This is a genomic window from Muriicola sp. SD30 (assembly GCF_041205185.1).
Lineage (GTDB): Bacteria > Bacteroidota > Bacteroidia > Flavobacteriales > Flavobacteriaceae > Muriicola.
This window is the reverse complement of the sequence record NZ_JBGEWB010000001.1, coordinates 273,996-297,868: the sequence shown is the minus strand read 5'-3', so window position 1 is coordinate 297,868 and position 23,873 is coordinate 273,996. Positions and strand designations below refer to the sequence as shown.

General features: G+C 42.5%; 18 protein-coding genes. 1 reads left to right on the top strand and 17 read right to left on the bottom strand.

Translation table 11 applies throughout. The features are described from left to right. Position 1: 1 nt before the first annotated feature. The 16 genes from AB8P51_RS01305 to ruvB all read right to left on the bottom strand — a co-directional run bounded on the left by AB8P51_RS01305 (position 2) and on the right by ruvB (position 21,086). Positions 2-730, bottom strand: a complete 729-nt coding sequence (locus tag AB8P51_RS01305; RefSeq protein ID WP_369746964.1) for an SCO family protein — start codon at positions 728-730, stop codon at positions 2-4. Continuing rightward, entirely contained in the window at positions 730-1,362 is a 633-nt protein-coding gene (locus tag AB8P51_RS01300; protein ID WP_369746963.1) for a hypothetical protein, read from the bottom strand. The genes AB8P51_RS01305 and AB8P51_RS01300 overlap by 1 nt, the downstream gene beginning before the upstream one ends. A gap of 71 nt (positions 1,363-1,433) precedes the next feature. Then, complete coding sequence (locus AB8P51_RS01295) at positions 1,434-1,817, bottom strand: cytochrome C oxidase subunit IV family protein (RefSeq protein WP_369746962.1); 384 nt, start codon at positions 1,815-1,817, stop codon at positions 1,434-1,436. A gap of 32 nt (positions 1,818-1,849) precedes the next feature. Continuing rightward, positions 1,850-2,827: a cytochrome c oxidase subunit 3 gene (locus tag AB8P51_RS01290; RefSeq protein ID WP_369746961.1), complete on the bottom strand. Its 978-nt coding sequence runs from the start codon at positions 2,825-2,827 to the stop codon at positions 1,850-1,852. 99 nt (positions 2,828-2,926) lie between these two features. After that, on the bottom strand, positions 2,927-3,505 hold the full coding sequence (locus tag AB8P51_RS01285; protein WP_369746960.1) for a heme-copper oxidase subunit III: 579 nt from the start codon (positions 3,503-3,505) through the stop codon (positions 2,927-2,929). After that, entirely contained in the window at positions 3,496-4,410 is a 915-nt protein-coding gene (gene cyoE, locus AB8P51_RS01280) for a heme o synthase (protein ID WP_369747679.1), read from the bottom strand. The genes AB8P51_RS01285 and cyoE overlap by 10 nt, the downstream gene beginning before the upstream one ends. A gap of 187 nt (positions 4,411-4,597) precedes the next feature. Then, positions 4,598-5,302, bottom strand: a complete 705-nt coding sequence (locus AB8P51_RS01275; protein WP_369746959.1) for an energy transducer TonB — start codon at positions 5,300-5,302, stop codon at positions 4,598-4,600. Between the two features lie 53 nt (positions 5,303-5,355). Continuing rightward, on the bottom strand, positions 5,356-5,757 hold the full coding sequence (locus AB8P51_RS01270) for a VanZ family protein (protein ID WP_369746958.1): 402 nt from the start codon (positions 5,755-5,757) through the stop codon (positions 5,356-5,358). Beyond that, on the bottom strand, positions 5,750-6,130 hold the full coding sequence (gene gcvH, locus AB8P51_RS01265; RefSeq protein ID WP_369746957.1) for a glycine cleavage system protein GcvH: 381 nt from the start codon (positions 6,128-6,130) through the stop codon (positions 5,750-5,752). Before gcvH ends, AB8P51_RS01270 begins: the two co-directional genes overlap by 8 nt. 69 nt (positions 6,131-6,199) lie before the next feature. Continuing rightward, complete coding sequence (gene sprA / locus AB8P51_RS01260) at positions 6,200-13,306, bottom strand: cell surface protein SprA (RefSeq protein ID WP_369746956.1); 7,107 nt, start codon at positions 13,304-13,306, stop codon at positions 6,200-6,202. A gap of 5 nt (positions 13,307-13,311) precedes the next feature. Beyond that, positions 13,312-13,893 (bottom strand): Holliday junction branch migration protein RuvA, encoded by a 582-nt coding sequence (gene ruvA / locus AB8P51_RS01255; RefSeq protein ID WP_369746955.1) that lies wholly within the window; start codon positions 13,891-13,893, stop codon positions 13,312-13,314. 36 nt (positions 13,894-13,929) lie between these two features. Next, entirely contained in the window at positions 13,930-16,233 is a 2,304-nt protein-coding gene (locus AB8P51_RS01250) for an NADP-dependent malic enzyme (RefSeq protein WP_369746954.1), read from the bottom strand. Between the two features lie 118 nt (positions 16,234-16,351). Beyond that, a complete protein-coding gene (locus tag AB8P51_RS01245) occupies positions 16,352-17,665 on the bottom strand; it encodes an MFS transporter (protein WP_369746953.1) in 1,314 nt (437 codons plus the stop codon). 145 nt (positions 17,666-17,810) lie between these two features. Beyond that, positions 17,811-18,731 (bottom strand): tRNA epoxyqueuosine(34) reductase QueG, encoded by a 921-nt coding sequence (gene queG, locus AB8P51_RS01240; protein WP_369746952.1) that lies wholly within the window; start codon positions 18,729-18,731, stop codon positions 17,811-17,813. A 3-nt stretch (positions 18,732-18,734) separates the two neighbouring features. Continuing rightward, a complete protein-coding gene (locus AB8P51_RS01235; RefSeq protein WP_369746951.1) occupies positions 18,735-20,063 on the bottom strand; it encodes a cytochrome P450 in 1,329 nt (442 codons plus the stop codon). Next, positions 20,064-21,086 carry a Holliday junction branch migration DNA helicase RuvB gene (ruvB, locus tag AB8P51_RS01230; protein ID WP_369746950.1) on the bottom strand — a complete coding sequence of 341 codons (1,023 nt, stop codon included), beginning with the start codon at positions 21,084-21,086 and terminating at the stop codon, positions 20,064-20,066. A 160-nt stretch (positions 21,087-21,246) separates the two neighbouring features. On the opposite strand from ruvB, the gene pckA reads away from it, so the two are divergent. Beyond that, complete coding sequence (gene pckA, locus AB8P51_RS01225; protein WP_369746949.1) at positions 21,247-22,848, top strand: phosphoenolpyruvate carboxykinase (ATP); 1,602 nt, start codon at positions 21,247-21,249, stop codon at positions 22,846-22,848. A 61-nt stretch (positions 22,849-22,909) separates the two neighbouring features. Here pckA and AB8P51_RS01220 read toward each other — a convergent pair whose 3' ends face one another. Beyond that, positions 22,910-23,749 carry a GIN domain-containing protein gene (locus AB8P51_RS01220; RefSeq protein WP_369746948.1) on the bottom strand — a complete coding sequence of 280 codons (840 nt, stop codon included), beginning with the start codon at positions 23,747-23,749 and terminating at the stop codon, positions 22,910-22,912. Positions 23,750-23,873 lie beyond the last annotated feature (124 nt).

The window sequence follows — 23,873 nt, the reverse complement described above, 5'->3', positions numbered from 1 at the left end:
TCTATTCCTGCAATAATTTTTTTATGTCCTCTTTTAGAATACTGATTTGCTCCTGCTCCCCTTCAAAATTCTCTCCCTGCGATTCTTTTATCGTTCCGCGATAATAAATCAGCGGGTTACCGTAGGCATCTCTTCTTGAACGCAAGTATCCGTTTTTATCTACGAGGGCAAAGAGGCCTGAATGCTCAAAACCCCCGGGCACATCCGGAGAACTGGCTGCAAAAATATTAAAGCCTTCATTGGCCAGCTTCATCACTTCTTCAGAGTTGCCTGTAAGCAGGTTCCAGTCCATATCGGTGATTCCATACTTCTCGGCATATTCCTTTAAAACCATGGGAGTATCGTAATCCGGATTGATGGTAAATGAGGCTATCCCAAAATTTTCAAATTCCCTGAATTCGTTCTGAATCTCCACAAGATTCTGATTCATAACCGGGCAGATGGTGGGGCAGGTGGTAAAGAAGAACTCTACTACATAAACCTTGCCTTTGTAATCTTCATTTGTGATCAGCAAACTGTCCTGATTAAGAAAACTAAATGGAGGAACCCTGCGTTTTTTATCGTTCAGGGTGATGTATTCCAGAGGTCGCTCTACCCCCTCTGCGATATTCATCCTTGTGTTTTCTACTATGTTTCCCGACTTAATCCTTTCTACGATCCTTGGAATAAAGATAATTCCGAAAACCAGTACGATCAGCGATACCCAGATATAAGTGTATTTCTTTTTCATCAGTTGCTTCTTTGGGCGTTATTTCTCTTCAGGGCGAGGCGGTATTCGGCCAGAATGATCTTTATATCATCCTCCATCTTATTGTTGAGTTCAGCTACGGAATTGGTATTGAAGCCAAACTTAGTGCCTTCATCTTCATCGTCTGTTCTGCCCCTTAAGTTGCGGTCTTTATCAATGATAAATACATAAGGGGTTCCCAAACCTTCATCCAGTTTTAGATCGGTTTGGAGTGAAGAAAAAATCCTTTCAATCTCTTCGTCTTTTGCAAAGACGAATTTCCAGTTTGAGGCATCTGTAAGCTCATTGAGTTCCTGACGGATACTTTCAACGACATCTTCTGTCCCGTACGGCATCACCATGACCATCTGGAAATCGTGAAACTCGTAAAAACGTTTATAGATTTTTTGATTGAGGTTAAAAGCGTTCCCCTTTCTCAAATCGGCATCTTTCCCTAAAAATCCCAAAATAGTGATCTTATCCTGAAGACTAACCTCCGGGTTTATTGCAAGGATATCTTCTACTTCTTCAGTGAGGGTGGGAAGGCGTCCAAAATTATTTACCCCTGAGGCAAAAAAGAGATATGCAACTAAAGGCAGGATAAATAAAACAACTAAGACAAAGGTCTTTTTCATGGGCGACAAGAAACAGTACAAAAATAAAAAAGACGGTTCTTATACCGTCTTTTAAAGTTGTTAATTCCGTGTTAGAAATTCCATTGTATATATCCGTCTTTAAAGACGTTGTATATGTAATCGGCTTCGAACAACAGAATAAATATCAGGTAGCTCACCAGGAAGATAGGTGTCCATACGATTGCCCTTCTCAGGGAGCTTTTCTCATCGCGGAGGTGCATAAAATCCCAGGCTATATAATAGGCCTTCACCAGGGTCAGGATGATGAATATCCAGTTGAGCAATTTCATTCCTATAAAAGTATTAGCCACAAGAATTTCTGGTTTGGTAATACCCAGGGCTACCTCAACGGTTGTAACTATAGATAAAAAGATCAGGACACCCCATATTTTCTGGGTATTCGACTTGAATTTCAAAGTCCCTCTGAAGATTGCTAATTTATGTTCGTGTGACATATTGAAGTCGTTTATTACTATTAATCAGACAATTATACAAGGTAAAAGAAGGTAAAGACAAATACCCATACAAGATCTACAAAGTGCCAGTAGAGACCGACCTTTTCAACCATTTCGTAATGCCCTCTCCTTTCGTAAGTACCCAGGATGATATTAAAGAAGATGATGACGTTGATCACTACTCCTGAAAACACGTGGAATCCGTGAAAACCGGTAATAAAGAAAAAGAAATCAGCGAAAAGTCGGCTTCCGTATTCATTTCTGACGAGATTAGCCCCTTCCACTACTAGTTTAGCATCTTTAATTTTGGTCAGAGATTCTTCCCGGGTTAGAAGAGTTTTCTCTCCTTCTTCATTAATCGTTTCGGTACGGATCAGGATATTTGGATTAGTTAAGAATCCCTGAGTGACTTCTTCCAGGGAATAGGAAGGAAGAGAAGTTTCATCTGAGTACCAGATCCCAACATTCTTTTGTTGGGTCACTCTTTCCGTTTCTATCTGTTCAGCAAAATCTGCCAGGGCAGCCCGTTCTCCGGTATCTGCTTTAACAAACTGCAGGATGCGTCCACCTTTGGTCTCAAGGGCACCGTAATCTCCTTTGATAAAAGTTGCCCATTCCCAGGCCTGTGAACCAACGAAAATTGCACCTCCGATGATCGTAAGAAACATATAGAGGATCACCCTGTTTTTCATCATTCTGTGACCGGCGTCTACTGCAAGCACCATGGTTACAGAGGACATGATCAGGATAAAAGTCATAAACGCCACGTAGTACATGGGGAAATTCCCGTGAATAAAAGGTACGTGCGTAAATACCTCATCGGCAATTGGCCAGGTCTCAATAAATTTGAATCTGGAAAATCCGTAAGAAGCTAAAAATCCTGAAAAGGTGAGGGCATCAGAAACGATGAAGAACCACATCATCAATTTGCCGTAACTTGCACCTAATGGCTGGTTACCGCCACCCCATACACTTTCTTCTTCTGCTCCTGTTGAGATCGTCGAATCCATATACTTATGATCTTATTAAGATAATTTTAGCAAAAATACATTTTTTTAGGCTAAAGAAAAGCGATTCCATGCTGAATGGAAGAGATTTTTTCTCCTGCTTTAAAAGAAATAGAAAAACAGCATTAAATAGACCCATAAAAGATCGAGAAAATGCCAGAAGGTAGCACCCAGTTCCATCCCCAGCATATTAGCTGAGGAGTATTTACCCTGCCGCTGCCTTACCAGGACCACAATCAGTGAAATCATCCCCGCTATCACATGCACGATATGGACTGCAGCAATCAGGAAGATATAGGACATGGTTATATTACTTGTGGGACCTGTGAAATAATACCCCTGTGCAATAATTTCATTAAAGCCCGTAAACTGAAGAATGATAAATATGATTCCCAACAGCAGGGTTCCGTATAACCAACTCGTTGCTGCTTTCTGAGCATCCTTTTTTACTAGGCGTTTGGCCTGAATATAAGTAAGACTACTGAGGATGATTACAGCTGTACTATAGAAAAAAGCCGTTGGCAACTGAAAATCATTTAACCAGTCTTCTCTTGAGCTACTCACTATAAAAGCACTGGTCCACCCGGCAAATCCCATTAGCAGGCTCACAATCCCAAACCAAAGCATCATCTTTTTTGCCCTGGCATTCTTCTCCTTTTGTGTCCCCTGTGTTAAATCCATATTTGCGTAATAAATTTATCTGCTACATAAACCAGTTGCATAAGGCTTATGTAAGTCACGCTGGCCAGCATTAATTTTCTGGCGGTAGCATTGTTTCTTTTTTCAAATAATTTTAAGGCGAAAACCAGCATGATCAACCCCATTAGTAAAATGATAATCGCTCCGGTTACAGAGAGATGCAGGCGGCCTGTGATTCCAAAAACCGGGATGACAGAAATGACAATCATCCATACGGTGTACATTATAATTTGTACGGCAGTTCCCTTATCTTTTTCCCCGGTAGGGAGCATTTTAAACCCTGCTTTTTTATAGTCCTCATCCAGCATCCATGCCAGGGCCCAGAAATGTGGGAATTGCCAGAAAAACTGAATCATAAAAAGGGTTCCTGGTTCTATTCCAAAATCGTTGGTCGCTGCCACCCATCCCAGCATAAACGGTATTGCACCTGGGATAGCACCTACAAAAACAGATAAAGGAGTAATTGTCTTTAAGGGAGTGTATACACTGGTGTACAAAAAGATGGCAATTGCCCCGAACATGGCCGTTTTTGGATTCAAAAAGTAGAGAATCCCGATTCCGAGCAAGGTCATTATTACTGCAATAGTCAAAGCTGCAGAAGGAGTTATTCTACCTGAAGGTACAGGTCGGTTCTTTGTCCTTGACATCAATGCGTCCAGATCTTTTTCTATAACCTGATTAAACGCATTTGACGCACCTACCATACAATATCCACCAACGGCAAGCATGAGGACAGATGTCCATTCTACCTGATCGGCTCCTAAAAAATAGCCGGCTACGGAGGAAAACACAACACTAAGGGCAAGCCTTGCCTTGGTAATCTCTTTAAAGTCAGAAAATGTCAATGTCCAGGAATGTGTTTTTACCGTGCTTACAGCCGACTTCATCATCGAATTTATAAGGGTGCAAAGATACGGTCCGGAGTATATTTTTGCAACGAATTGATACTGTTTGTTCTAAGTTTAGGAATTATTAACATCGAACCTCCTGCAGCGGATGATAAAACCATACATTGAGTGTACAGCATAAAAAAACCCCGTCATTTCAGACGGGGTTATATATTTTATTAATCTTTTATTGCAACTTGAATACAATCGGAATACTAAAGGGTACCCTTACAGGTCTTCCTCTTTGTTTTCCAGGTGTCATTTTTGGCAATTTCTGGATAATCCTCAAAGCTTCTGCTTCAAGGTTTTTGTCTGGACCTCTATAACGTATATTTCCAATACTTCCGTCTTTCTGAATGGTAAACATTACACTTACTCTTCCCTGAACGCCCATTTCCTGAGCAATTTCGGGATAGCGGAAATTCTTAATAATATGCTTTTGCATCATTTCATTAAAACAAGCTCTTTTATCACTTGCTCCTTCACAACCCGGAAATACTGGTACATCTTCGATAACTGCAAAAGGAACATCAACGTCGAGGTCATCTTCTTCTACTTCAACATCCTCCACTTCAATAATCTCTTCTTCCTGACTGGTTTCTGTAGACTCAATTACGGTTTCCTCTACTTCCTCTTCATCTTCAACCACTTCAATCACTTCAGGTGCAGCAGGAGGTGGTGGGGGCGGAGGTGTTTTGATCTGTTCCGTCATTGGAACCTCTTCATCAAGGGCATCTTCTACGTTGAGAGAGATATCATAATCAGCTACTTTATCATAGGTCTTCCACTCAAAGGCGATAAATACCAACAGCATTACAACAACTAACCCAAGAACAAAATAGAGGCCACTATTCTTTCTTAAATCGGCTTTAGGATTCTTCTTAAGTTCCATATTTCTTGATTTAAACGTTTGCTAATTTAACTATTAATTTATAAAAACCGTAATTAATTTTTCCATTTTAACCCGGTTTTCTCGGAAAATATCGCCCACATCAATAAAGTTCCTAATAGTGCTCCGATAGAATTTGCCAGAACATCCAGTATTTCCCCACTTCTGTAGGTCGTTAGGCTCTGTTGTAATACCTCAATAATTATACCATATATCAGCAGGCCGCTCAGTAAAATCAGCGTTCTTTTTCTAGCGGATAAAAACTGCTGGTTTTGGACATAAATAAACAACATCCCCAGAACGGCTGCAATAAAATAAAAACTAAAATGGACTACTTTGTCAAGATAAGGGACTTCAATGTCAAGAGATAAGTCGTCTTCAAATGACACCAGACTTAGGACAGTAATGGTAATCATCCAGGCAACAAATCCGGCACCAAAGGCATAGCGTTTAAGCACCTACGAGTTCCTTATAGGCTGTGTCGCTCATTAATTCCTCCAGTTCAGCTTCATTGCTGAACTTAATTTTAATCATCCATCCTTCACCGTAGGGATCTGAATTCACTTTCTCGGGTTCATCTTCCAGAGATTCGTTAAAAGCGATGATCTCTCCACTTAAAGGGAGAAAGAGATCAGAGACCGTTTTAACAGCCTCAACAGTGCCGAAGACCTCTTCCTTCTCAAGGGTCTCGTCAAGGGTCTCTACTTCCACGTAAACGATATCTCCCAACTCACCCTGGGCAAAATCGGTGATTCCCACGGTTGCGGTATCGCCTTCAATTCTCACCCATTCGTGATCTTTGGTATATTTCAATTCGGATGGTATATTCATGTTTTTTGAATTAGTTACGAAGGCAAATGTAACGGATTCTGCCAAGGTTTTCAAAAAACCTTTTCACCCTTAATTTCCAAAATTATAACGTAAGGTAAACCCTGTGTTTATAGTAGTCTGGGGAAAGGCAGTAGAGACCGCAAATTGCGAGAAAGAATGGTCGTAAAAGAAAAGGGCATTCAAGCTTTTACTGAGCGCGTAGTCTGCCGTAAATTTTACTGACAAAAGATTTTGCCCGGAGGTGATCTGGTTATTGTCGAGATCGAGATTGCGGATGATTGTAATATTATCCCGAAGGCTTACGTCTGCCTTTAAATTCAGATCGCCTTTTAGCCTTTGTTTTTCGCCACCGATATTAGTGACAAAGGTCACGTCCTTAAATCGATACCCCAGTCCCAGTGTATATTCCTTTCCGTTGATCTCTGTAAGCAGATTATTGTCGAAACTCAGCGACAGGGTACGATCGGCTCTTACCTCAGCTACCACACTCAGGGAATTTTTCATTTCAAAATCTACCCGCATCAGGGGGTTGAACTGATCCGTCAGAACCACATTGTTAATAATGTTTTCCGGAAGGAAATCCTGGTTTTCAGGATCAATCTGTCCGTTCTGCCTTTTCAGGTTGGTCTGGAAACTATTGATACTATAAGCTGCCCTGTAACCATGACTAAGTGAGAATCGTTTGAACTTGCTCTTAAACCATTTGTTCCTCATCAGTCCCGTATACTTCACATTCCAGTTGGGAATAGGAATATCCCTGAAGGCATCCAGATTTACCCTGTTTACATCCTGACCCGTATAAGCGGCGAAAAAGGCAGGAAGCAGGACATCCTGACTCGTATTTCCGTAACGGATGGGAAATCCATCGGTATCTACCCCTTCATCTGCCCCACCCCGGTCTGAGAGGAGGCGGTTGGCAATGACAATACGGTTTTCTTTAAATGTTTCGAAATTATCGGAAGTGAACTCATCACTTTTAGAAAAGAAAGTGCCAAGCATTAAAGTTGATATGCTGAAATTACCGAAAGTATTAGGGGTCTGAACTATATACTCTCCATCCTCTACCTTGAAATTTTCCTGCAGACTGCTCGAAAATTGGCGGTCAGCTACTAAATCGATAGTAAGATCCTGAACCGGTTGTGCAGTGGCAGTGATATTGAGTTGTTTGTTGGTCCTTTTGATAAACTGCTCATTGAATTCAGGGAAAACTGTTAGCCAGCCGTTTCTGGCAGCCTCAAAGCGAACATCAGACTGACTTCCGAATACAAACCCGAGAGTTGGCCTGGTGGTTCCGATAAATCCTATTGATTGTGTATAGCCCGGCAATACCTGGCCGTTGTTTTCATTGTAATTTACATTTAACCTTTTCACCATGGTAATCACATCCACTGCCGTGTTCCAGAGTCCGCTGGTTTTATTAGGTGCACTTGCTTCTGCACCGGTGGGTAAATTCCCTGCTTTATCCCTTCTTACAGTGGTTGCCACACCCTTGCCAGTTTCCTTTTTCAGACCTATCTGATCGTAAAATCGCTGCATGTTCAGGGTGGCTGTCAGATTGTGTGTATTGGCATTCTGAATGGTATTGATATCCTCTCCTGTCACTTCCCTTATGGCGTCACCTCCCCTTTGCCAGTCGAAATTACTGGTATAGGTATACTGCGCATTGATAAAATCAAAAATTGGGATCTTGTTCAGGGGTATTTCGTAATTCAACTGCATCTGCTGAGCATGGCGGTTGGGTTCTCCTATATCAAAAAATCCATCCCATACATTTAATTCCTGATTGATCAGTGAATTCGGATTTCCTTCCTCCTCAAAATAATTCCTGACGATATTGTTGTTAGAAGATGTCAAATTGAGTCGGAGCGACTTGGTAATGCTGTAATTAAGAGCATATTGCCAGTTGAAAAGGTAATTGCGCTGTTGCAGGAGTGGAAGTTCAAGGCGTTCAACGCCCGGCTCCAAGACATCCCTGAAGCGCTGCTGATTAAATTGTCTGTTGATATCCGATTGAAGCGAAATACTGGTAGGAAGTAAATTTAAGTTGAGGTCTTTAAGCCATTTCCAGTAGTTGCCTGTAAAAAGAGAATCCTTTTTGGCAAAAGGTGCCACAGATACGGGATTAAAATTGTGGTTATACACAAAGCCCGTTCTTACATTCTGATCCCTGAGGTTTGCTATTTCAAAATCGCGGTGTTCCGTCTCGTTATAGGAATAATTGAAGGTGAAATTTTCTACATCATAGAAATTGGCTTCTGCTTCTTCCCCTCTGTTTTTTCGTACCCCTATAAAGTTAATACTGGTTCTTTTGGTGTAATCTTCTGCCTGTTCCCTGATCTCATCGGCCTCCTGGGCTGTGTCTGCCGCCGTAATGCGATCTTCGAGTTTCAGGTCATCATAGACCGGATCGAATTCAGGGGTAATGAGTTGTTCCGAAATACCATAATTAAAAGGGATCTGCAGATTCCATTTTTCGGGGAGCAGCTTACCCAGTTCCACGTTGGTTACCACGTCATAGGAAATAGCATCCTCACGAGCCCTTTCATTTGGCATCTGATCAATGGCACCAAATCCTGAAGTACTTTTACTTCCCGTAGCCGAAACATTGGCAAAATCTGCCATGTTTCCATCAAAGGCCGCTATGGCAGCCCATCCTCCCTCGTTATCGAGTCCTGCGAGCCTGAGTTCGTTAAACCATACTTCTCCTCTGGCTGGTGTATTATCTATGTTTTTTACCCCAACCATCATGCTCCTGATACTCCCCAAAGAAGGATTACCTCTGATTCCGATCCTGATCTGCCCTAGGGTCCGGGGTGCAAATTCCGCAACCGGAGTCACCTCCCCATTCACCACTTCATAATAGGTAATGTCTCCCAGGGTCTGGTCTGCTATTCCCTGAGATTTTACTTTTTTCAAATCGTCCAGGGCAATGTCGAGTTCATTAACTGCAGGCCAGATGTCTTCAGCAGCACTGGCCCCAAATGAAGTAAACTGCAATGGAACTTCAATTTGATAGTAGTTTTCTGAAAAGTCGGTCCCAATCCTCAGGAATCCAACCAAAGGCACATCGTCATCAAGATAATCTGAATTCAGCAGCTTCTCCGCATGCATAAACATCTTCAACCTCTCATACTGCCTAACATCAATATTTACATTTTTAAATACACCCCTTGAATCTTCGGGTTGAAGGTTTTCCAGCAGGAAGGAAAGGGATTGTTCGTTCTGCCTGATAATGGTATTATTATTATTGAGCTGCTCCCTGATCACACCCGGAGGCAATACATAGGGAATAGGAATCCTGGAATTGTTCTCCTCAATATTTACTGTATTTACATCAACGATGGTTCCGTCATCCGAAGGGTCATCATTATCTGCCTCCAGGCTCTTTGTGTAATTCCGCCAGTCGCCCCGAACAAGATCAAGGGTAGCAAACCTCAGCACTACATCATCAGTAAAGCCTGTAAGGTACATCCGCATAAAACTGATCGACCTGAAATCGGATATCCCTCCAACGGCATTTGTAAAATCGCTCAAGGGAATCTTATACTGGATCCATCTCCTGTTTAATTGAGTACCATTAGGAAGGTCAGGCGTTATCCCCTCTTTGATATCGGTTACATAAAGATCATTAACCGTGGTATTGGGCTTGATCTCAATGCGATATTCGTAATAACTATTTATGGTATTCATGGTAAGGTCCCTGTCTACGTCTTCCACGTCGGGGAGGGTTGTGGATCCGCGGTTGGTGTTGGTTACCGTTACCGGTGAATTTCCATCCACGTTGTTAAAATCGAGATATCGTTCGAGGATATTTCCCTCCCGATTGAGGTAATACTGGTAGTTGTCCAGGGCAGGATCTTCTGCCGGACCATTATATCCCTGGGCAGCCTCTTCACTATCTGTGAGGCCGTCGAAACCGAGATCCTGCAACGCTCGGTTGGTTTCATCGGCATCAAAGGCGTAGACCAGTGACTGGGTAGCCGGAACCTTACCCCAGATTGTATTCGTTGTTAAGTCGTTGCTGTCCACTCCGGGTAATCCGTTTTCATATTGCTTCCTTCCATCCGCCAGGATATCTTCAGAGATATTTCCAAGGTTGATAACCAGTTCTCCGGGGCCCGTGGCAATCCCATCTACGTAGGGATCCATCACCCAGAACTGAACGAATTCCACATTCGACTGTTCAAAATTTGTGCTGCTGAGGGAGCGCATGATCCCTGCCCATTTCTCTGTAGGCAGCTCTGAACCAAAAGCAGGGTTTGCGTTATAGGGTCCTTTTACCGATGGGTAATAGGCAAGATCGAGCGTATTCTGTACCGTGGTCTGTCCCTGGGCGATATCTATTTGCGGGAATACCTCATCGATAAATACCCTTCGGGTTGCATTAGTTGAAAGATCATTGTCTGAGATTCCCGCAGGCCTCTGATTGGTAAAAAAGATCGGGTCGATGGTATACCAGGCCATTTTAGCACGTTCGTATCCTACCTCAAGATCGGTTTCTCCCTCATCGAGGAACTCCAGCGGAGTACTTGCCAGCGACCAGCCCAGTGATGAACGGATATCTATAAGAGCCTGCGCCCCTTCAAAATCATCGAGATACGTTGTTGTCTCTCCCCGGAAGTCGGCATTTTTTGGTGAATTTGGAATAAGATAAGCCACTTCTCCCCTGAGGGAAATATTAGATGGCACATCCGTATCTATATTCGGCAATTTATTTGCCAGACGGGTAAGAAAAGGAACCTCAGTTGAAAAATTACCATTCAGGCCGAAGATGGTATTATTTACCGGTTCAATTCCGTAATTCGATTTTTGTGTCAGCGGACGCTCATTTAAGTTGAGCAAGGTTCCGCCAAGGACAAAGTTCTCATTAAACTGATGTTCTATGTTCACTCCGGTAAATCTTCGGGTTTGCTGCCCGAAAACAGCATTGTTCTCTACCGATATATTGATAGGAGTATTGGAAGCCTGAAGGCTTGGGTCGAGGATTTGAACGGTACCTGCCTGGTAGTTTACAGTATAGTCTATCCCCTCCTGAAGCTGTCTTCCTCCGGCGGTAACACGAACCGATCCTCTTGGAACGTTGAATGCCCCGATCGGGATTCCGTTACTTCCTTCCGACTTATACCTTCCTTTTAGCCTGAATCTGTTTTTCTCGGCATCCTGCAGGGATGCGGCCTTTGTGTTGGCATACATATTCCTGAATACGTACTTCTGCTGATTCACATTATATCCCTGATCGTTATCCACTTCGTAAGTACCCCCTCCCAGAATATTAAACAGGTATTCCCCAAAGGGTTCAACTTTAGTGAAAATGATCTGACCGCCCTGGGTATTTACAGTTATTCCAGGAACAAAGTCGAAAAAACCATCCCCTCCTGGCTGCACATCCCGGTATACATTGAGTCGGTCAAGGTTAAAAACATCCAGCAGAATTCGATCTTCAAGGGGTTTGGGTGTTGAAGGCCATCCGTCATTTGGATCTACTGGCGTGATGTAATTCCTGGGTGTGGGATCTGAATACAGAATATTGAGTTTAAAATCTTCTTCACTCAATTGAAAAGCCCCTGTGGCATAGATGTTTTTCATCATCAAATCCCAGATAGGGTCATTAACATTGGTAATGTTACTCTTCAACAATTTCAATACGAGAGTATTGTTGGTAATTTCGGGCGTTACTCCCCCTGCAACAGTAGTGGCGTCTAGGCCTCCATTGGCAAATTCCCCTACCTGATACACTTCGCCATTAAAGGTATATTGAAAGGCAACTGCAAGAACCTCATCATTACTAAGACGTTGGTTCAGAGAGATATAGCCCAGCTGAGTATTGTACTGATAATCACGGGTAGGTTCTAATTTCCTCGCATTTTCGAGTATGGCGTAATCAAATCCCTGATTGATCTGATATCCCCCGGGAATATTGAAGCCACTTTCAACCGTAGCGATATCCCTGATGTCTGAAGTTAATGCCCCTCCATTATTTATAAGGGCAGGATCAAAATCATTTGCCCCGTTCCTGGGCAAATCCGGATTGGTAGCAGAAAAATTGAAAAATCCGGCAGGATCCCCATTGGCTCTCCCGATCCTGGTTTTCTCCTCCAGTGCTTCCCCCAGATCCTGAAGTGCCACCACATTACGGACATTTAGTGTTTGCTGACTTCGGTTGGTCACCCAGACTTCGAGACGGGTAATCTGCACCTGGCTTCGTATGTATGGATAATTCGACAGGGCTTCATCGTACTGATCCCTGAAATATTGAGCAAGGAAAAAGTGCCTGTCTTCATCGTAGTCCAAAGCTGTAAGTTCAAAATCATTTATTGTTCCCCCACCCTGAGCAACCACCGTATTGTTTTGTGATCGCTGTTCTGAAAACACCGCTGTTACGGTGGTTTTTCCAAATTGTAGCTGAGTTTTTACCCCAAACAAACTTTGTGCTCCGGTAACCAGGGAACTATTCAGGGGCATATTTACATTACCCACTTCAATTTTTTGAATGATATCGTCTTCGGTTGGGGTATAATCGAGTTTTACAAGGTTTTGAAAATCGAAGGTTGCTTCTGTATCATAATTTGCCGTAACCTGCAGTCGTTCCCCTACTTTCCCCAGCATACTAAGGCTGATACGCTGGTCAAAATCGAAAGACAGATTGGTCCTGTTCCTGGGTGAGAGTGCAGGATTGTCATTTTTTTGCCAGATAACTCCCAGATCCATGGCCACTGAACCCTGTGGAATTACCTCGATAGTGTTCCCCCCAAAAACCGATTCGAAGAAATTATTATTGACATAAAAATTGGGAAGTAGATTTCTCCGGGCCTCTTCACTCCCCTCTTTCTTCCCTGAAAAAGCATCTATTTTGTCCTTGAAATAGGATTTGATACTCTCTTTGCGGACCAGTTCCAGATACTGGGCAGGGGTGAGGATTACGGGGTAATTAATATCGTAGTCGCCTACAGTTTCAGTGTAAATATATCTGTCTAGCTGTGGATCATAAGTGTATTTGGAAACTATGCTATTGGGGTTGGGCATTTTAATACTACCCAGCGCTACTCCTGTTTGAACAGAGTCGACAACTTGTTCTTCCGTTTCCTGAGACTGCAGATGTCCGGAGGAAAGGAAAATAAAGGATAGGAAAAATAGCTTAAATGAAAATTTAAGTAAAGTTTTAGCCCCTGTTTTCAAACTTTTTACAAATTTTTCAGCGCATGTTTGATAATGTTCTCTACGCTTAGTGAAGTATCCTGGCCTAAAACCTTGTCAACTGCCTTTTCGGCTTGCTTTCGTTGAAAGCCAAGAACCTCTAAAGCAGATAACGCTTCATCTTTCTTTGTATTGTTTGAATTTGGGTAAACTTCGTCCAGATCGTAAATTTTTAAAACTTTGTCTTTCAGGTCGAGGATAACCCTTTGTGCGGTCTTTGCTCCGATACCCTTTATCGCCTGTATGGCGGGAACATCACCCTGTGCGATGGCATCTCTTGTCTGATGGGGGGTCATGGAAGAAAGCATAGTCCTTGCAGTACTCGATCCAATGCCTGAAACCGACAGTAGTAAACGAAATATTTCACGTTCAGAAGCCTCTATAAATCCGAAAAGTGTATGTGAATCTTCCTTTACCTGTAAATGAGTAAAAAGTCGGATATTTTCATCATCCGGAATTTGAGAATAGGTGTGGAGAGAAATATTTACAAAATATCCTATCCCTCCGCAATCAATAACTACATGCGTTGGGTGTTTCTCTACAAGTCGGCCTTGAAGGTGAGTGATCATTTTAAGGTATTATATTATTTGTCTGGCACTTCAATCTCAGTGTTTTGTATTTCCTTTTTTTGCCTTCCTCCGTTTTTCCCTTTCCTGGGCATCGATAACTGCAACGGCCGTAATATTTACCATTTCTTCCACACTGGCTCCCAATTGAAGAATATGTACAGGCCTTTTCAAACCAAGCATAACCGGACCTATTGTGTCTGCAGCATGCAACTCCTTCAAAAGCTTATAGGTAATGTTCGCAGCCTCCAGGTTTGGAAAAATCAGGGTGTTAACCTTTTTTCCGGCTATTTTTGAGAATGGAAACTGACTTTGATGTAAATCCTTGTTCAGGGCAAAATCGGTTTGTATTTCTCCATCCACTACAAGTTCAGGGTGATTTTCATGCAGTATCCTTACCGCTTCTTTCACTTTCCTTGCATGGGGGTGGTTAGATGATCCAAAATTGGAGTAAGACAACAGTGCCATCACAGGATTAAATCCAAAGGCCAAAGCCAGGTTAGCGGTCATCATTGAGATTTCCGCAAGCTCTTCTGATGTTGGATCTATATTGATGGAGGTGTCGGCCAGAAAAATAGGACCCCGATTTGTTATCATAATATGGACAGTAGCTGCTTTAGAAACATTGGCAGCCCGGCCTATGACTTCAAAAACGGGTTTGATGGAAGATGCGTAGGATCTTGAATAGCCTGAAATCATTCCATCGGCATCACCTTCGAGTATCATCATCGAAGCAAAATAATTTCTTTGACGCATTCTGCTCTTTGCACTGTATAAAGTAGCCCCATTTCGCCTTCTCGCTTCCCAGTATTTCTGGGCATAGTGATTCCTTTTCTCATAAGAACTCTTTGCCTGATAGTCAATAATAGGTACATCTGCATCGAATTCCAGTTCCTTTTTAAGCTCCTGGATAATTTCCGTATTCCCCAACAAAATTGGATGGGCAATACCCTCTTCGTAGGCTATCTGAGCTGCTTTTAGCACATCGAGCTGATCTGCTTCTGCAAATACTATTTTTTTGGGGTTGCTTTTCGCCCTGCTCATCAGGAGTCGCATCACCTTATTATCTTCCCCGGATCGCTGTAGTAGGTCTTCCCTGTACTTTTCCCAATCTGTGATCGGAAATTTAGCCACCCCACTTTCAATGGCCGCTTTGGCAACAGCTGGTGGAATTTCAGCAATTAGGCGGGGATCAAACGGTTTTGGAATGATATAATCCTTTCCAAAAGTTAAGCGAGTTTCCCCATAGGCTATGTTCACCTGTTCGGGAACAGGCTGTTTGGCCAGACTGGCGAGGGCTTTCACCGCTGCCATCTTCATTTCTTCATTGATCTTTGTTGCCCGAACGTCTAATGCGCCCCTGAAGATAAAAGGGAACCCAAGGACATTGTTCACCTGGTTGGGATGATCAGAACGACCCGTAGCCATAATAACATCCTTCCTTGTTTTAATCGCCAAATTGTACTTGATCTCCGGATCTGGATTCGCCATGGCGAAAACAACGGGATTATCCGCCATGGATTTAAGCATGGCCGGACTCATGGTATCGGCTATTGATAACCCTATAAAAACGTCTGCATCTTTAAGCGCATCTTCCAGAGTATGGAAATCCCTTTCAGTTGCAAACTCCTGTTTTTCAGCCGTAAGTGATTCCCGGTCTTTTCGGATCACTCCTTTGCTGTCTACCATGATAATATTATCTTCTTTCGCACCGAATGCCTTGTAGAGTCGGGTACAAGATATTGCAGCGGCACCGGCACCGCTGATCACAATCCGCACATCCCCTATTTTTTTCTCTGCGAGTTCCAGGGCATTGATCAGGGCTGCGGAGGAGATGATGGCCGTGCCGTGCTGGTCATCATGCATCACCGGGATATTGAGCTCTTCTTTTAAACGGCGCTCAATTTCAAAGGCTTCAGGAGCCTTGATATCCTCTAAATTTATTCCTCCGAAGGAAGGCGCTATGGTTTTCACCGTTTCCACAAACTTATCGATGTCCTTGGTATCGAGCTCAATGTCGATCGCGTCTATGTCTGCGAATATTTTAAATAATAGACATTTCCCTTCCATCACTGGCTTAGAAGCTTCCGGGCCTATATCGCCCAGGCCTAAAACGGCGGTACCATTAGAGATGACGGCTACAAAATTTCCCTTGGCCGTGTACTTGTAAACATTCTCTATATTCTTGGCAATTTCCAGGCAAGGTTCAGCAACCCCGGGGGAATAAGCCAGGGCCAGATCTCTTTGGGTTGCATAGGGTTTTGTAGGAACAATTTTGATTTTACCAGGAGTGGGTTTTGCGTGGTAAATAAGTGCTTCCCGTTTTTTTTTGTCTTTGGCCATCAAGTTAATTTAGATTTCAAATTTAAGGGTATTTCCTTTGAATTGAACTTATCAGGAAATACAAAATCACAGCATCTTTGTCACCCAGAAAGTATTGGAATTCATGATGTATGTCAATTTAGTTTTTGATTTTAGCCTCAGCTACATTAAGTCGTAAGGCCAGTACTGCTGCAATCACAAAAAACACACCGCCAAAAAGGATGGCGTTTACAGCATTACCTCCTAATAAATACTTATAAATGGGCCCAAAAGTTAAGGTTTCTATCCCCATAGGGATTACGATCATCATATTTAAAATACCCATATAAACCCCGCGTCGTTCCTGAGGAACTACTTTTGAAACCATAGTATATGGAATACCCATCATCGCTGCCCAGCCAATCCCAAATAAGACCATTGGAGCTAAAACAAGTATCATATTATCAATAAATGGAATTGAGAATAAGGCGATTGCTGTACCTACTAAACTAAAGGCATAAACTTTTTTACTACCGTATTTAAGAGTTAATGGGACTAATCCCAGGGCCACTACCATAGTTACGATATTATATGTTAAACTCATTTGAGCAGATTGTGATGCAGCTTCAGAAATACCAAAACCCATTGTTTTCATAAATAATGGGGTTATATACTGCCAATAAACAAATAGCGCATACCATTGAAAAAGATATACCAGGGAAAGTTTCCACATAAATTTTGGCATTTCTTTTATCGCAATAGCTATTTCATTAAAAGGCTGAGTCACTTTTTTTATAAAAGGCTTATTTTTCGCTTCATTAATTTCTGCTAATTCTTCCTCTGATGGTGGGATTTCCGGAGTTTTTAAAACCGACCATAAAACCGTAGCCACGGATAATATTCCTCCCAGGCTAAAGGAATAATACATCCAGGTAGGAATGACACCGTCTCCCGAAACAGTTTCAGCCCCAAATAATTTTTGAAATAAAACTATTGAGCCCATCGCCAATAAGATACCCGCGCCCACAAAAAGACTTTGCATTTGATAGCCTAAACTGAGTTGCTTTTCCGGAAGCTTATCCCCGACAAACGCCCTGTATGGCTCCATCGCCATATTGTTTCCTACATCTAAGATCCACAGTAAACCCACGGCAAACCATAATACCGGACTCGTTGGGAAAGCAAAGAGACAGATACTACCAATTATTGCTCCTATCAAAAAGAAGGGTTTCCGCCTACCCCATTTTGGTGACCAGGTTTTATCTGATATTGCTCCAATAATGGGTTGTATCACTAATCCCGTAACTGGCCCTGCGATATTTAAAATGGGAAGCATTTCTTCAGGCGCACCCAAATAAAGAAATATAGGGTTAATTGCTGTTTGTTGTAATCCAAAACTGTATTGAATTCCTAAGAATCCAACGTTCATATTAAAGATCTGCCAAAAACTTAACTCCGGTTTACCAATCCTCATAGTGTTCCCTGTTTACGAATTAGATTAATGCACTAATTTATTCTTCAAATAACAAGTTCTCAATATAGGGTTTTATCATTGTTTTTGTCAAAGTCACAGTGGTAAAAAAGAGTATTTAAACAAAATCAATGTAGTTGCGGGAGATTTATTTAAGAAATTCGATATTTCTTTTAAGTCCGCTAAATTTTGTCCGTTTTACGGCAGAACCGCGAAATACATCTTTAAATACTTCTTCGGTAATCTCTTCCCAATCCTTTCTGTTCATCTCCAATATGTTGGGATGGGGATTAAAAAGTGGCTCTGAATGAGCTTTTGAAAAACGATTCCATGGACATACATCCTGACAAACATCGCAGCCAAATATCCAATCGTCCATCTTCCCTTTAAAAGACGTCGGAATCTCATTTTTTAATTCTATGGTGAGGTAAGAGATACACCTGCTTCCATCTACCACATAAGGCTGAATTATTGCTTCTGTCGGACAGGCATCAATACAGGCGGTACAACTGCCACAATGATCGGCAACCGGATGATCATACTCGAGCTCCAGATCGACAATAAGTTCCGCGATAAAGTAGAACGACCCTACTTGCTGAGTTAGCAGATTACTGTGCTTCCCTATCCAGCCCAGTCCACTCTTTGCCGCCCAGGCTTTATCCAGAACCGGTGCAGAATCTACAAATGCACGGCCATCAACATCTCCTATTTCTTCTTCAATAAAGTTGTGAAGTTCTTTGAGTTTCGCTTTGATGACATGATGATAGTCCTTGCCATAGGCGTATTTTGAAATTTTATATGTGTCTTCCTTTTGTTCTCTCTCCGGAAAATAATTGAGGATTAATGAAATGACGGATTTAGAGCCTTCCACCAATTTTCTAGGATCGAGCCTTTTATCAAAATGGTTTTCCATATAGGCCATTTCCCCGTGCATATTATTCTTGAGCCACCGTTCTAATCGCGGGGCTTCTTCCTCCAGAAATTCAGCTTTGGATATCCCACAGGAAAGAAATCCAAGTCTTTTGGCTTCTTCCTTGATAAGGCGAGTATTTTCACTTCTGGAACTCAATAATTAGTGACGTTTTTCAAATTTCAACCTGACTTCCTTGGGCTTTAGGGAAATCAGAGGTACCAACTCCACGCTGGAGTCAGGAGATGTAATTCTGTATTTCTTTACTATTTCACTGATGGTCATAATCATCTCATACATAGCAAAATTATTGCCAATACACATTCGGGGCCCGGCTCCAAATGGGTAGTAATACGGTCCCATCTCTTTTTTCTTTTCCTTCTCGAATCGTTCTGGTTGAAATGATTTCGGAGAATTCCAGAATGCACTATACCGGTGTAATTCGTAAACCGACATCAAGAGCATACTTCCTTTTTTAAACTTGTATCCTGAGATTTCAATATCCTCTTTTGCCATACGATCGATCACGTACACCGGGGGATACAATCTCATGGCTTCTTCGATGCACTGCTGCGCAAAAATTAATTTTGATAACCAGGAAAGATAGTCATCATCGGTGATCTCATTAACAGACACCTCTTGATAGACCTGTTCTTGTATTTCCGGATGTCTGGCCAGAAGGAAAAGGGCAAAACTCAAGGCATTGGCTGTGGTTTCATGTCCCGCTGTAAAAAGGATCAAAACTTCATCGATAAGCTGCTTCCTTTCCATGTGTGTGCCGTCCTCGTAGGTAGCATTAAGAAGCATATCCAACAGATCGTCTTCTTCTCCCCCTTGGCGAACTCTGTCCTCAATGAGTTCATTGAGCAAGACTCTGCTATCTTCGGAATAATTGAGATGTTTTCTCAATTGTCCACTCAACTTAAACCACCAAACCAGATAGGGTTGCCTCATTTCCCGAATCAACATTTTTTGATTGGTCTCTGTGATATGCTGCAATTCCCGCATTTTCTCGCGGATATCCATCTTACTGAATAGCGATTTGGCAACGACCTGAAAAGCCAGGTCTCCCATCAGGGGAAAGATATCACCCTCTTCATTAAGTTGGATACGGCCCAACTCTTCCTTAATAGCCCTGTGCATTGTAGAAATTAAACCGGCCAGCTTTTTCTTGTGAAAGGCGGGCTGAATCATCCGGCGTTGTCTTCTCCAATGATCTCCTTCTGCCGTTAGTAAACCATGGCCGATATACTTTGCCAGATCTTTTGTTTGCAGGGTTGATTTTTTGAATTTTTTATGTTGCTTTTGAAGAACTTGCCGGACTATCTCTGGATCGCGGGTAAAAATAATGGTCTGGTGGGGTCCGACCTTCACCCTGAAGGTATCACCGTATTTTTGAAAATTTTCTGAATGAAATGGCAGGGGATTTGCCAGAATACGCTTGCGATTCCGCAGTACTTCTAATTGGGAAACTGTCTTGAGTTCACGCATTTAAAAAAGTCCGGGCTGAGTACCTCCTTTGATCCTCCCCAGATGTTTATACGCCAGTTCTGTGACCTCTCTTCCTCTCGGAGTCCTCATGATAAAGCCTTGTTGAATTAGAAAGGGTTCATATACTTCCTCAATGGTCTCAGCACTTTCAGAAACGGCTGTAGCCAGGGTTGAAATCCCCACAGGACCACCTTTAAATTTGTCAATTATAGTCAGTAATATCTTATTGTCCATTTCATCAAGGCCGTGAGTATCCACATTCAGCGCTTTTAGGCCGTATTTTGAAATTTCAATATCGATTTTGCCATTTCCCTTGATCTGTGCAAAATCTCGAATTCTTCTCAGCAAGGCATTGCATATCCTCGGAGTACCTCTGCTCCTGCCGGCGATCTCAATGGCAGCCTCATGGGTAATAGGAACCTTGAGGATTTCAGCACTACGTTCCACAATGGTAGAAAGGAGTTCGGTGCTGTAATATTGCAATCTGCTCTGAATCCCAAATCGGGCCCGCATCGGAGCGGTTAATAAGCCTGATCTCGTTGTTGCGCCTATCAGGGTGAAGGGATGTAAATTGATTTGAACCGACCTTGCATTGGGCCCGGTTTCAATCATGATATCGATTTTGTAATCCTCCATGGCCGAATAGAGATACTCTTCCACAATCGGACTCAGGCGATGAATTTCATCAATAAACAAAACATCCCGCTCTTCCAGGTTAGTCAATAGGCCTGCGAGATCTCCCGGCTTGTCGAGAACCGGTCCGGAGGTCACTTTTATCCCGACACCTAATTCGTTCGCAAGGATATGAGCCAAAGTAGTTTTTCCCAGGCCAGGTGGTCCGTGGAACAAAGTATGATCTAGGGCCTCATCCCTTAAATTTGCAGCCTGTACAAAGATCTGGAGGTTTTCTAAAACCGATTCCTGCCCTGTGAAATCATCAAAAGAAATGGGCCTTAATGCCCTTTCAATATCGAGTTCTTCCTGAGAGAAATTTTCAGCCGTGGGATCGAGATGCTCGTTCATAAAATCAAAGATAGTGAAAATCGAGTCGGATTTTCGGCCCCGTAAGACTACGCCATTGCATTTATTAAGAAATCCTTATCATGATAAAAATCATCTTTTTACAATTTATTAATTCGCTATTTTGCAGTAGAAATTCAACCAATTATTTAAATCACATTTCATGGGAACATTTGATCTGAAAAAGTACGGAATAGAAGTAGAAGAGATATACAGGAATAGTAGTGTTCCTGTACTATATGAATTAGGTCTGAGACAGGAAAAAGGTACCGCCATCTCCGATGTAGGAGCCCTTTTGGTTTACTCAGGGGAAAAGACAGGAAGGAGCCCAAAAGACAAGCGGATCGTGAGAAATCCCGATTCTGAGAAGAATATCGACTGGGGAGATATTAATATAGGTCTGGACGAACACACCTATATGGTTAACAGAGAGCGGGCACTGGACTACCTCAATACACGACCCAGAATATACGTGGTTGATGCCTTTGCAGGCTGGGATCCAAAGTATCGTCTTAAGGTGAGGATTATCTGTACGCGGGCGTACCACGCTTTGTTTATGCAGAATATGCTGATCATGCCCACTGCCGAGGAGCTCGCCAATTTTGGCGAACCTAATTATGTGATCTTTAACGGCGGTGGCTTCCCTGCAAACCGGTACACATCAGAAATGACATCCAAAACCAGCGTTGATCTCAACCTGGAAGAGAAAGAGGTTGTCATCCTGGGAACCCAGTACGCCGGAGAAATGAAAAAGGGTATTTTCTCTATTATGAACTATCTGATGCCATTGGAAGAAGTACTTCCTATGCACTGTTCGGCCAATGTAGGGAATGAGGGGGATGTAAGTATATTATTTGGTCTTTCCGGAACCGGAAAAACAACCTTGAGTGCCGATCCAAAACGAAAACTCATCGGGGACGACGAACACTGCTGGACAGACGAAGGCACCTTTAATATAGAAGGAGGATGTTATGCGAAAGCCATCAACCTTTCTGCGGAAAATGAACCGGATATCTTTAATGCAATCAAATTCGGGACTGTGCTCGAAAATGTAGTTTATGATAAGGCCACACGCGAAGTTGATTACACGGATACTTCAATCACCCAGAATACAAGGGCTTCGTATCCTATTGATTTTATCGAAAATGTGCAGATTCCATGTGTTGCCGGACATCCGGAAAATATCATTTTCCTTACCTGTGATGCTTTTGGTGTTCTGCCCCCTGTGAGCAAACTCACGCCGGAACAGGCCAGTTACCACTTTATTTCAGGATATACAGCTAAAGTTGCCGGAACTGAAATGGGTGTTACTGAACCACAGGCCACCTTCAGCGCTTGCTTCGGTGCAGCCTTTATGATGTGGCATCCCAACAAGTACGCTGAACTCCTTGCACAAAAAATCAAGGAACACAAGGCTACAGCCTGGCTTGTAAATACAGGATGGACAGGAGGTGCCCATGGAGTAGGATCAAGGATTAAACTCAAGTATACAAGAGCGATGATCGATGCGATCCATCATAAAGATTTTGAGAATGTAAACTATATCAAAGATGAAGAGTTTGGCTTTATGATTCCGGAATCCTGCCCCGGTGTACCACCAGAGGTATTGATCCCAAAAAATACCTGGGATGACAAATCGCGCTACGAAGAGGTAAAGGATAAATTAGTGAATCTCTTTAACGAAAATTTTAAAAAGTTTGAGGAGAATGTAAATCAGGACATCGTAAATGCAGGACCTAAGAGTTCCATGTCTATGCAGTCCTAAGGAAGGAAGCTATCAAACAATTATTTAATAAAGGTCCTCTTTTCGTCAAGGAAAGGGGACCTTATTTATTTCTTTTGAATAATTCGGCGCTGTCCTTAAAAGTGAGAAGTGAAATCTCAGGATCCCCAAAGAGATAACATCTGGCCTTCTCCGTAAGATTGAGTTCGATATGTTCCAGAGCCATAATCCTTGCATCCGAAGTACCTGCAAGTGTGGCTGAAAGACGATCAGCTGCAAGATCTACTGCCCGAATTCTGGCGTTGTCTTTACTCATCAGTTCCAGGCTATTTGAAGTCCCATCTATCTGTAAAAGAGCGTTATCCTTCAAGTAAATTTTACCTGAGAAGGCGTTGGCATATACCGTCGCTTCCGATTTGTGTTTTAACTGAAGGGAAAGGGAATCGGCAGTCAGAGTAAAGTTACCCCTGCTGTTATCCTGCATGTTAAGACTAAGTTGTCCTGCATCGGCATCCAGTTTGATACGGGATAATCCCTCAGCCTGAATAATTAATTCTTCCGAATTGATCCGCTCTCCTTCGGCCGTTGAAATACGTCCGTCAAGAAGCGAAACCTGATTAAGCTGTACATATGAAATTTGAATTGACAATTCCTTTTTTGCCGTGATCTGGTAAAAGGAGGAAACAACTAATACTCCATTCTCAACTTCAAACTTTAGCACATCAATCAGATTGTCATCGGCTGTGATCTGATACGATTCCCCGGGGGCTCTTTTCAGGACGATATCCAGATCATCCCTGAGCTCAATAGCAGAGAAAGGGGGTAAAGATTCCCTGACTTCGACAACATCTCTGTTCCCTTTAATTTTGGGTTTGCGCTGTGCCTGAATCCCTATACTATGGCATATAAAAATGAGGATAAGGGATTTGAGTATAATTTTCATAAGAGGATCAATTTTCGGTCTTTAATATCAATTAAAGATATTACAAAATGTGTAAGTAGTACATCAGACCCTCTTAAAATCAAAAAACCCATCCACTGAATATACCAGGGGATGGGTCTGTATA

What these genes read in the sequence shown, in the direction of transcription:
- AB8P51_RS01245 (WP_369746953.1), bottom strand. Translation starts at nt 17,665, where the DNA reads ATGAGGATTGGTAAACCGGAGTTAAGTTTTTGGCAGATCTTTAATATG.
- AB8P51_RS01275 (WP_369746959.1), bottom strand. Translation starts at nt 5,302, where the DNA reads ATGGAACTTAAGAAGAATCCTAAAGCCGATTTAAGAAAGAATAGTGGC.
- AB8P51_RS01235 (WP_369746951.1), bottom strand. Translation starts at nt 20,063, where the DNA reads ATGCGTGAACTCAAGACAGTTTCCCAATTAGAAGTACTGCGGAATCGC.
- ruvB (WP_369746950.1), bottom strand. Translation starts at nt 21,086, where the DNA reads ATGAACGAGCATCTCGATCCCACGGCTGAAAATTTCTCTCAGGAAGAA.
- pckA (WP_369746949.1), top strand. Translation starts at nt 21,247, where the DNA reads ATGGGAACATTTGATCTGAAAAAGTACGGAATAGAAGTAGAAGAGATA.
- AB8P51_RS01300 (WP_369746963.1), bottom strand. Translation starts at nt 1,362, where the DNA reads ATGAAAAAGACCTTTGTCTTAGTTGTTTTATTTATCCTGCCTTTAGTT.
- AB8P51_RS01220 (WP_369746948.1), bottom strand. Translation starts at nt 23,749, where the DNA reads ATGAAAATTATACTCAAATCCCTTATCCTCATTTTTATATGCCATAGT.
- gcvH (WP_369746957.1), bottom strand. Translation starts at nt 6,130, where the DNA reads ATGAATATACCATCCGAATTGAAATATACCAAAGATCACGAATGGGTG.
- AB8P51_RS01305 (WP_369746964.1), bottom strand. Translation starts at nt 730, where the DNA reads ATGAAAAAGAAATACACTTATATCTGGGTATCGCTGATCGTACTGGTT.
- AB8P51_RS01250 (WP_369746954.1), bottom strand. Translation starts at nt 16,233, where the DNA reads ATGGCCAAAGACAAAAAAAAACGGGAAGCACTTATTTACCACGCAAAA.
- AB8P51_RS01295 (WP_369746962.1), bottom strand. Translation starts at nt 1,817, where the DNA reads ATGTCACACGAACATAAATTAGCAATCTTCAGAGGGACTTTGAAATTC.
- ruvA (WP_369746955.1), bottom strand. Translation starts at nt 13,893, where the DNA reads ATGATCACTCACCTTCAAGGCCGACTTGTAGAGAAACACCCAACGCAT.
- cyoE (WP_369747679.1), bottom strand. Translation starts at nt 4,410, where the DNA reads ATGAAGTCGGCTGTAAGCACGGTAAAAACACATTCCTGGACATTGACA.
- AB8P51_RS01285 (WP_369746960.1), bottom strand. Translation starts at nt 3,505, where the DNA reads ATGGATTTAACACAGGGGACACAAAAGGAGAAGAATGCCAGGGCAAAA.
- AB8P51_RS01290 (WP_369746961.1), bottom strand. Translation starts at nt 2,827, where the DNA reads ATGGATTCGACGATCTCAACAGGAGCAGAAGAAGAAAGTGTATGGGGT.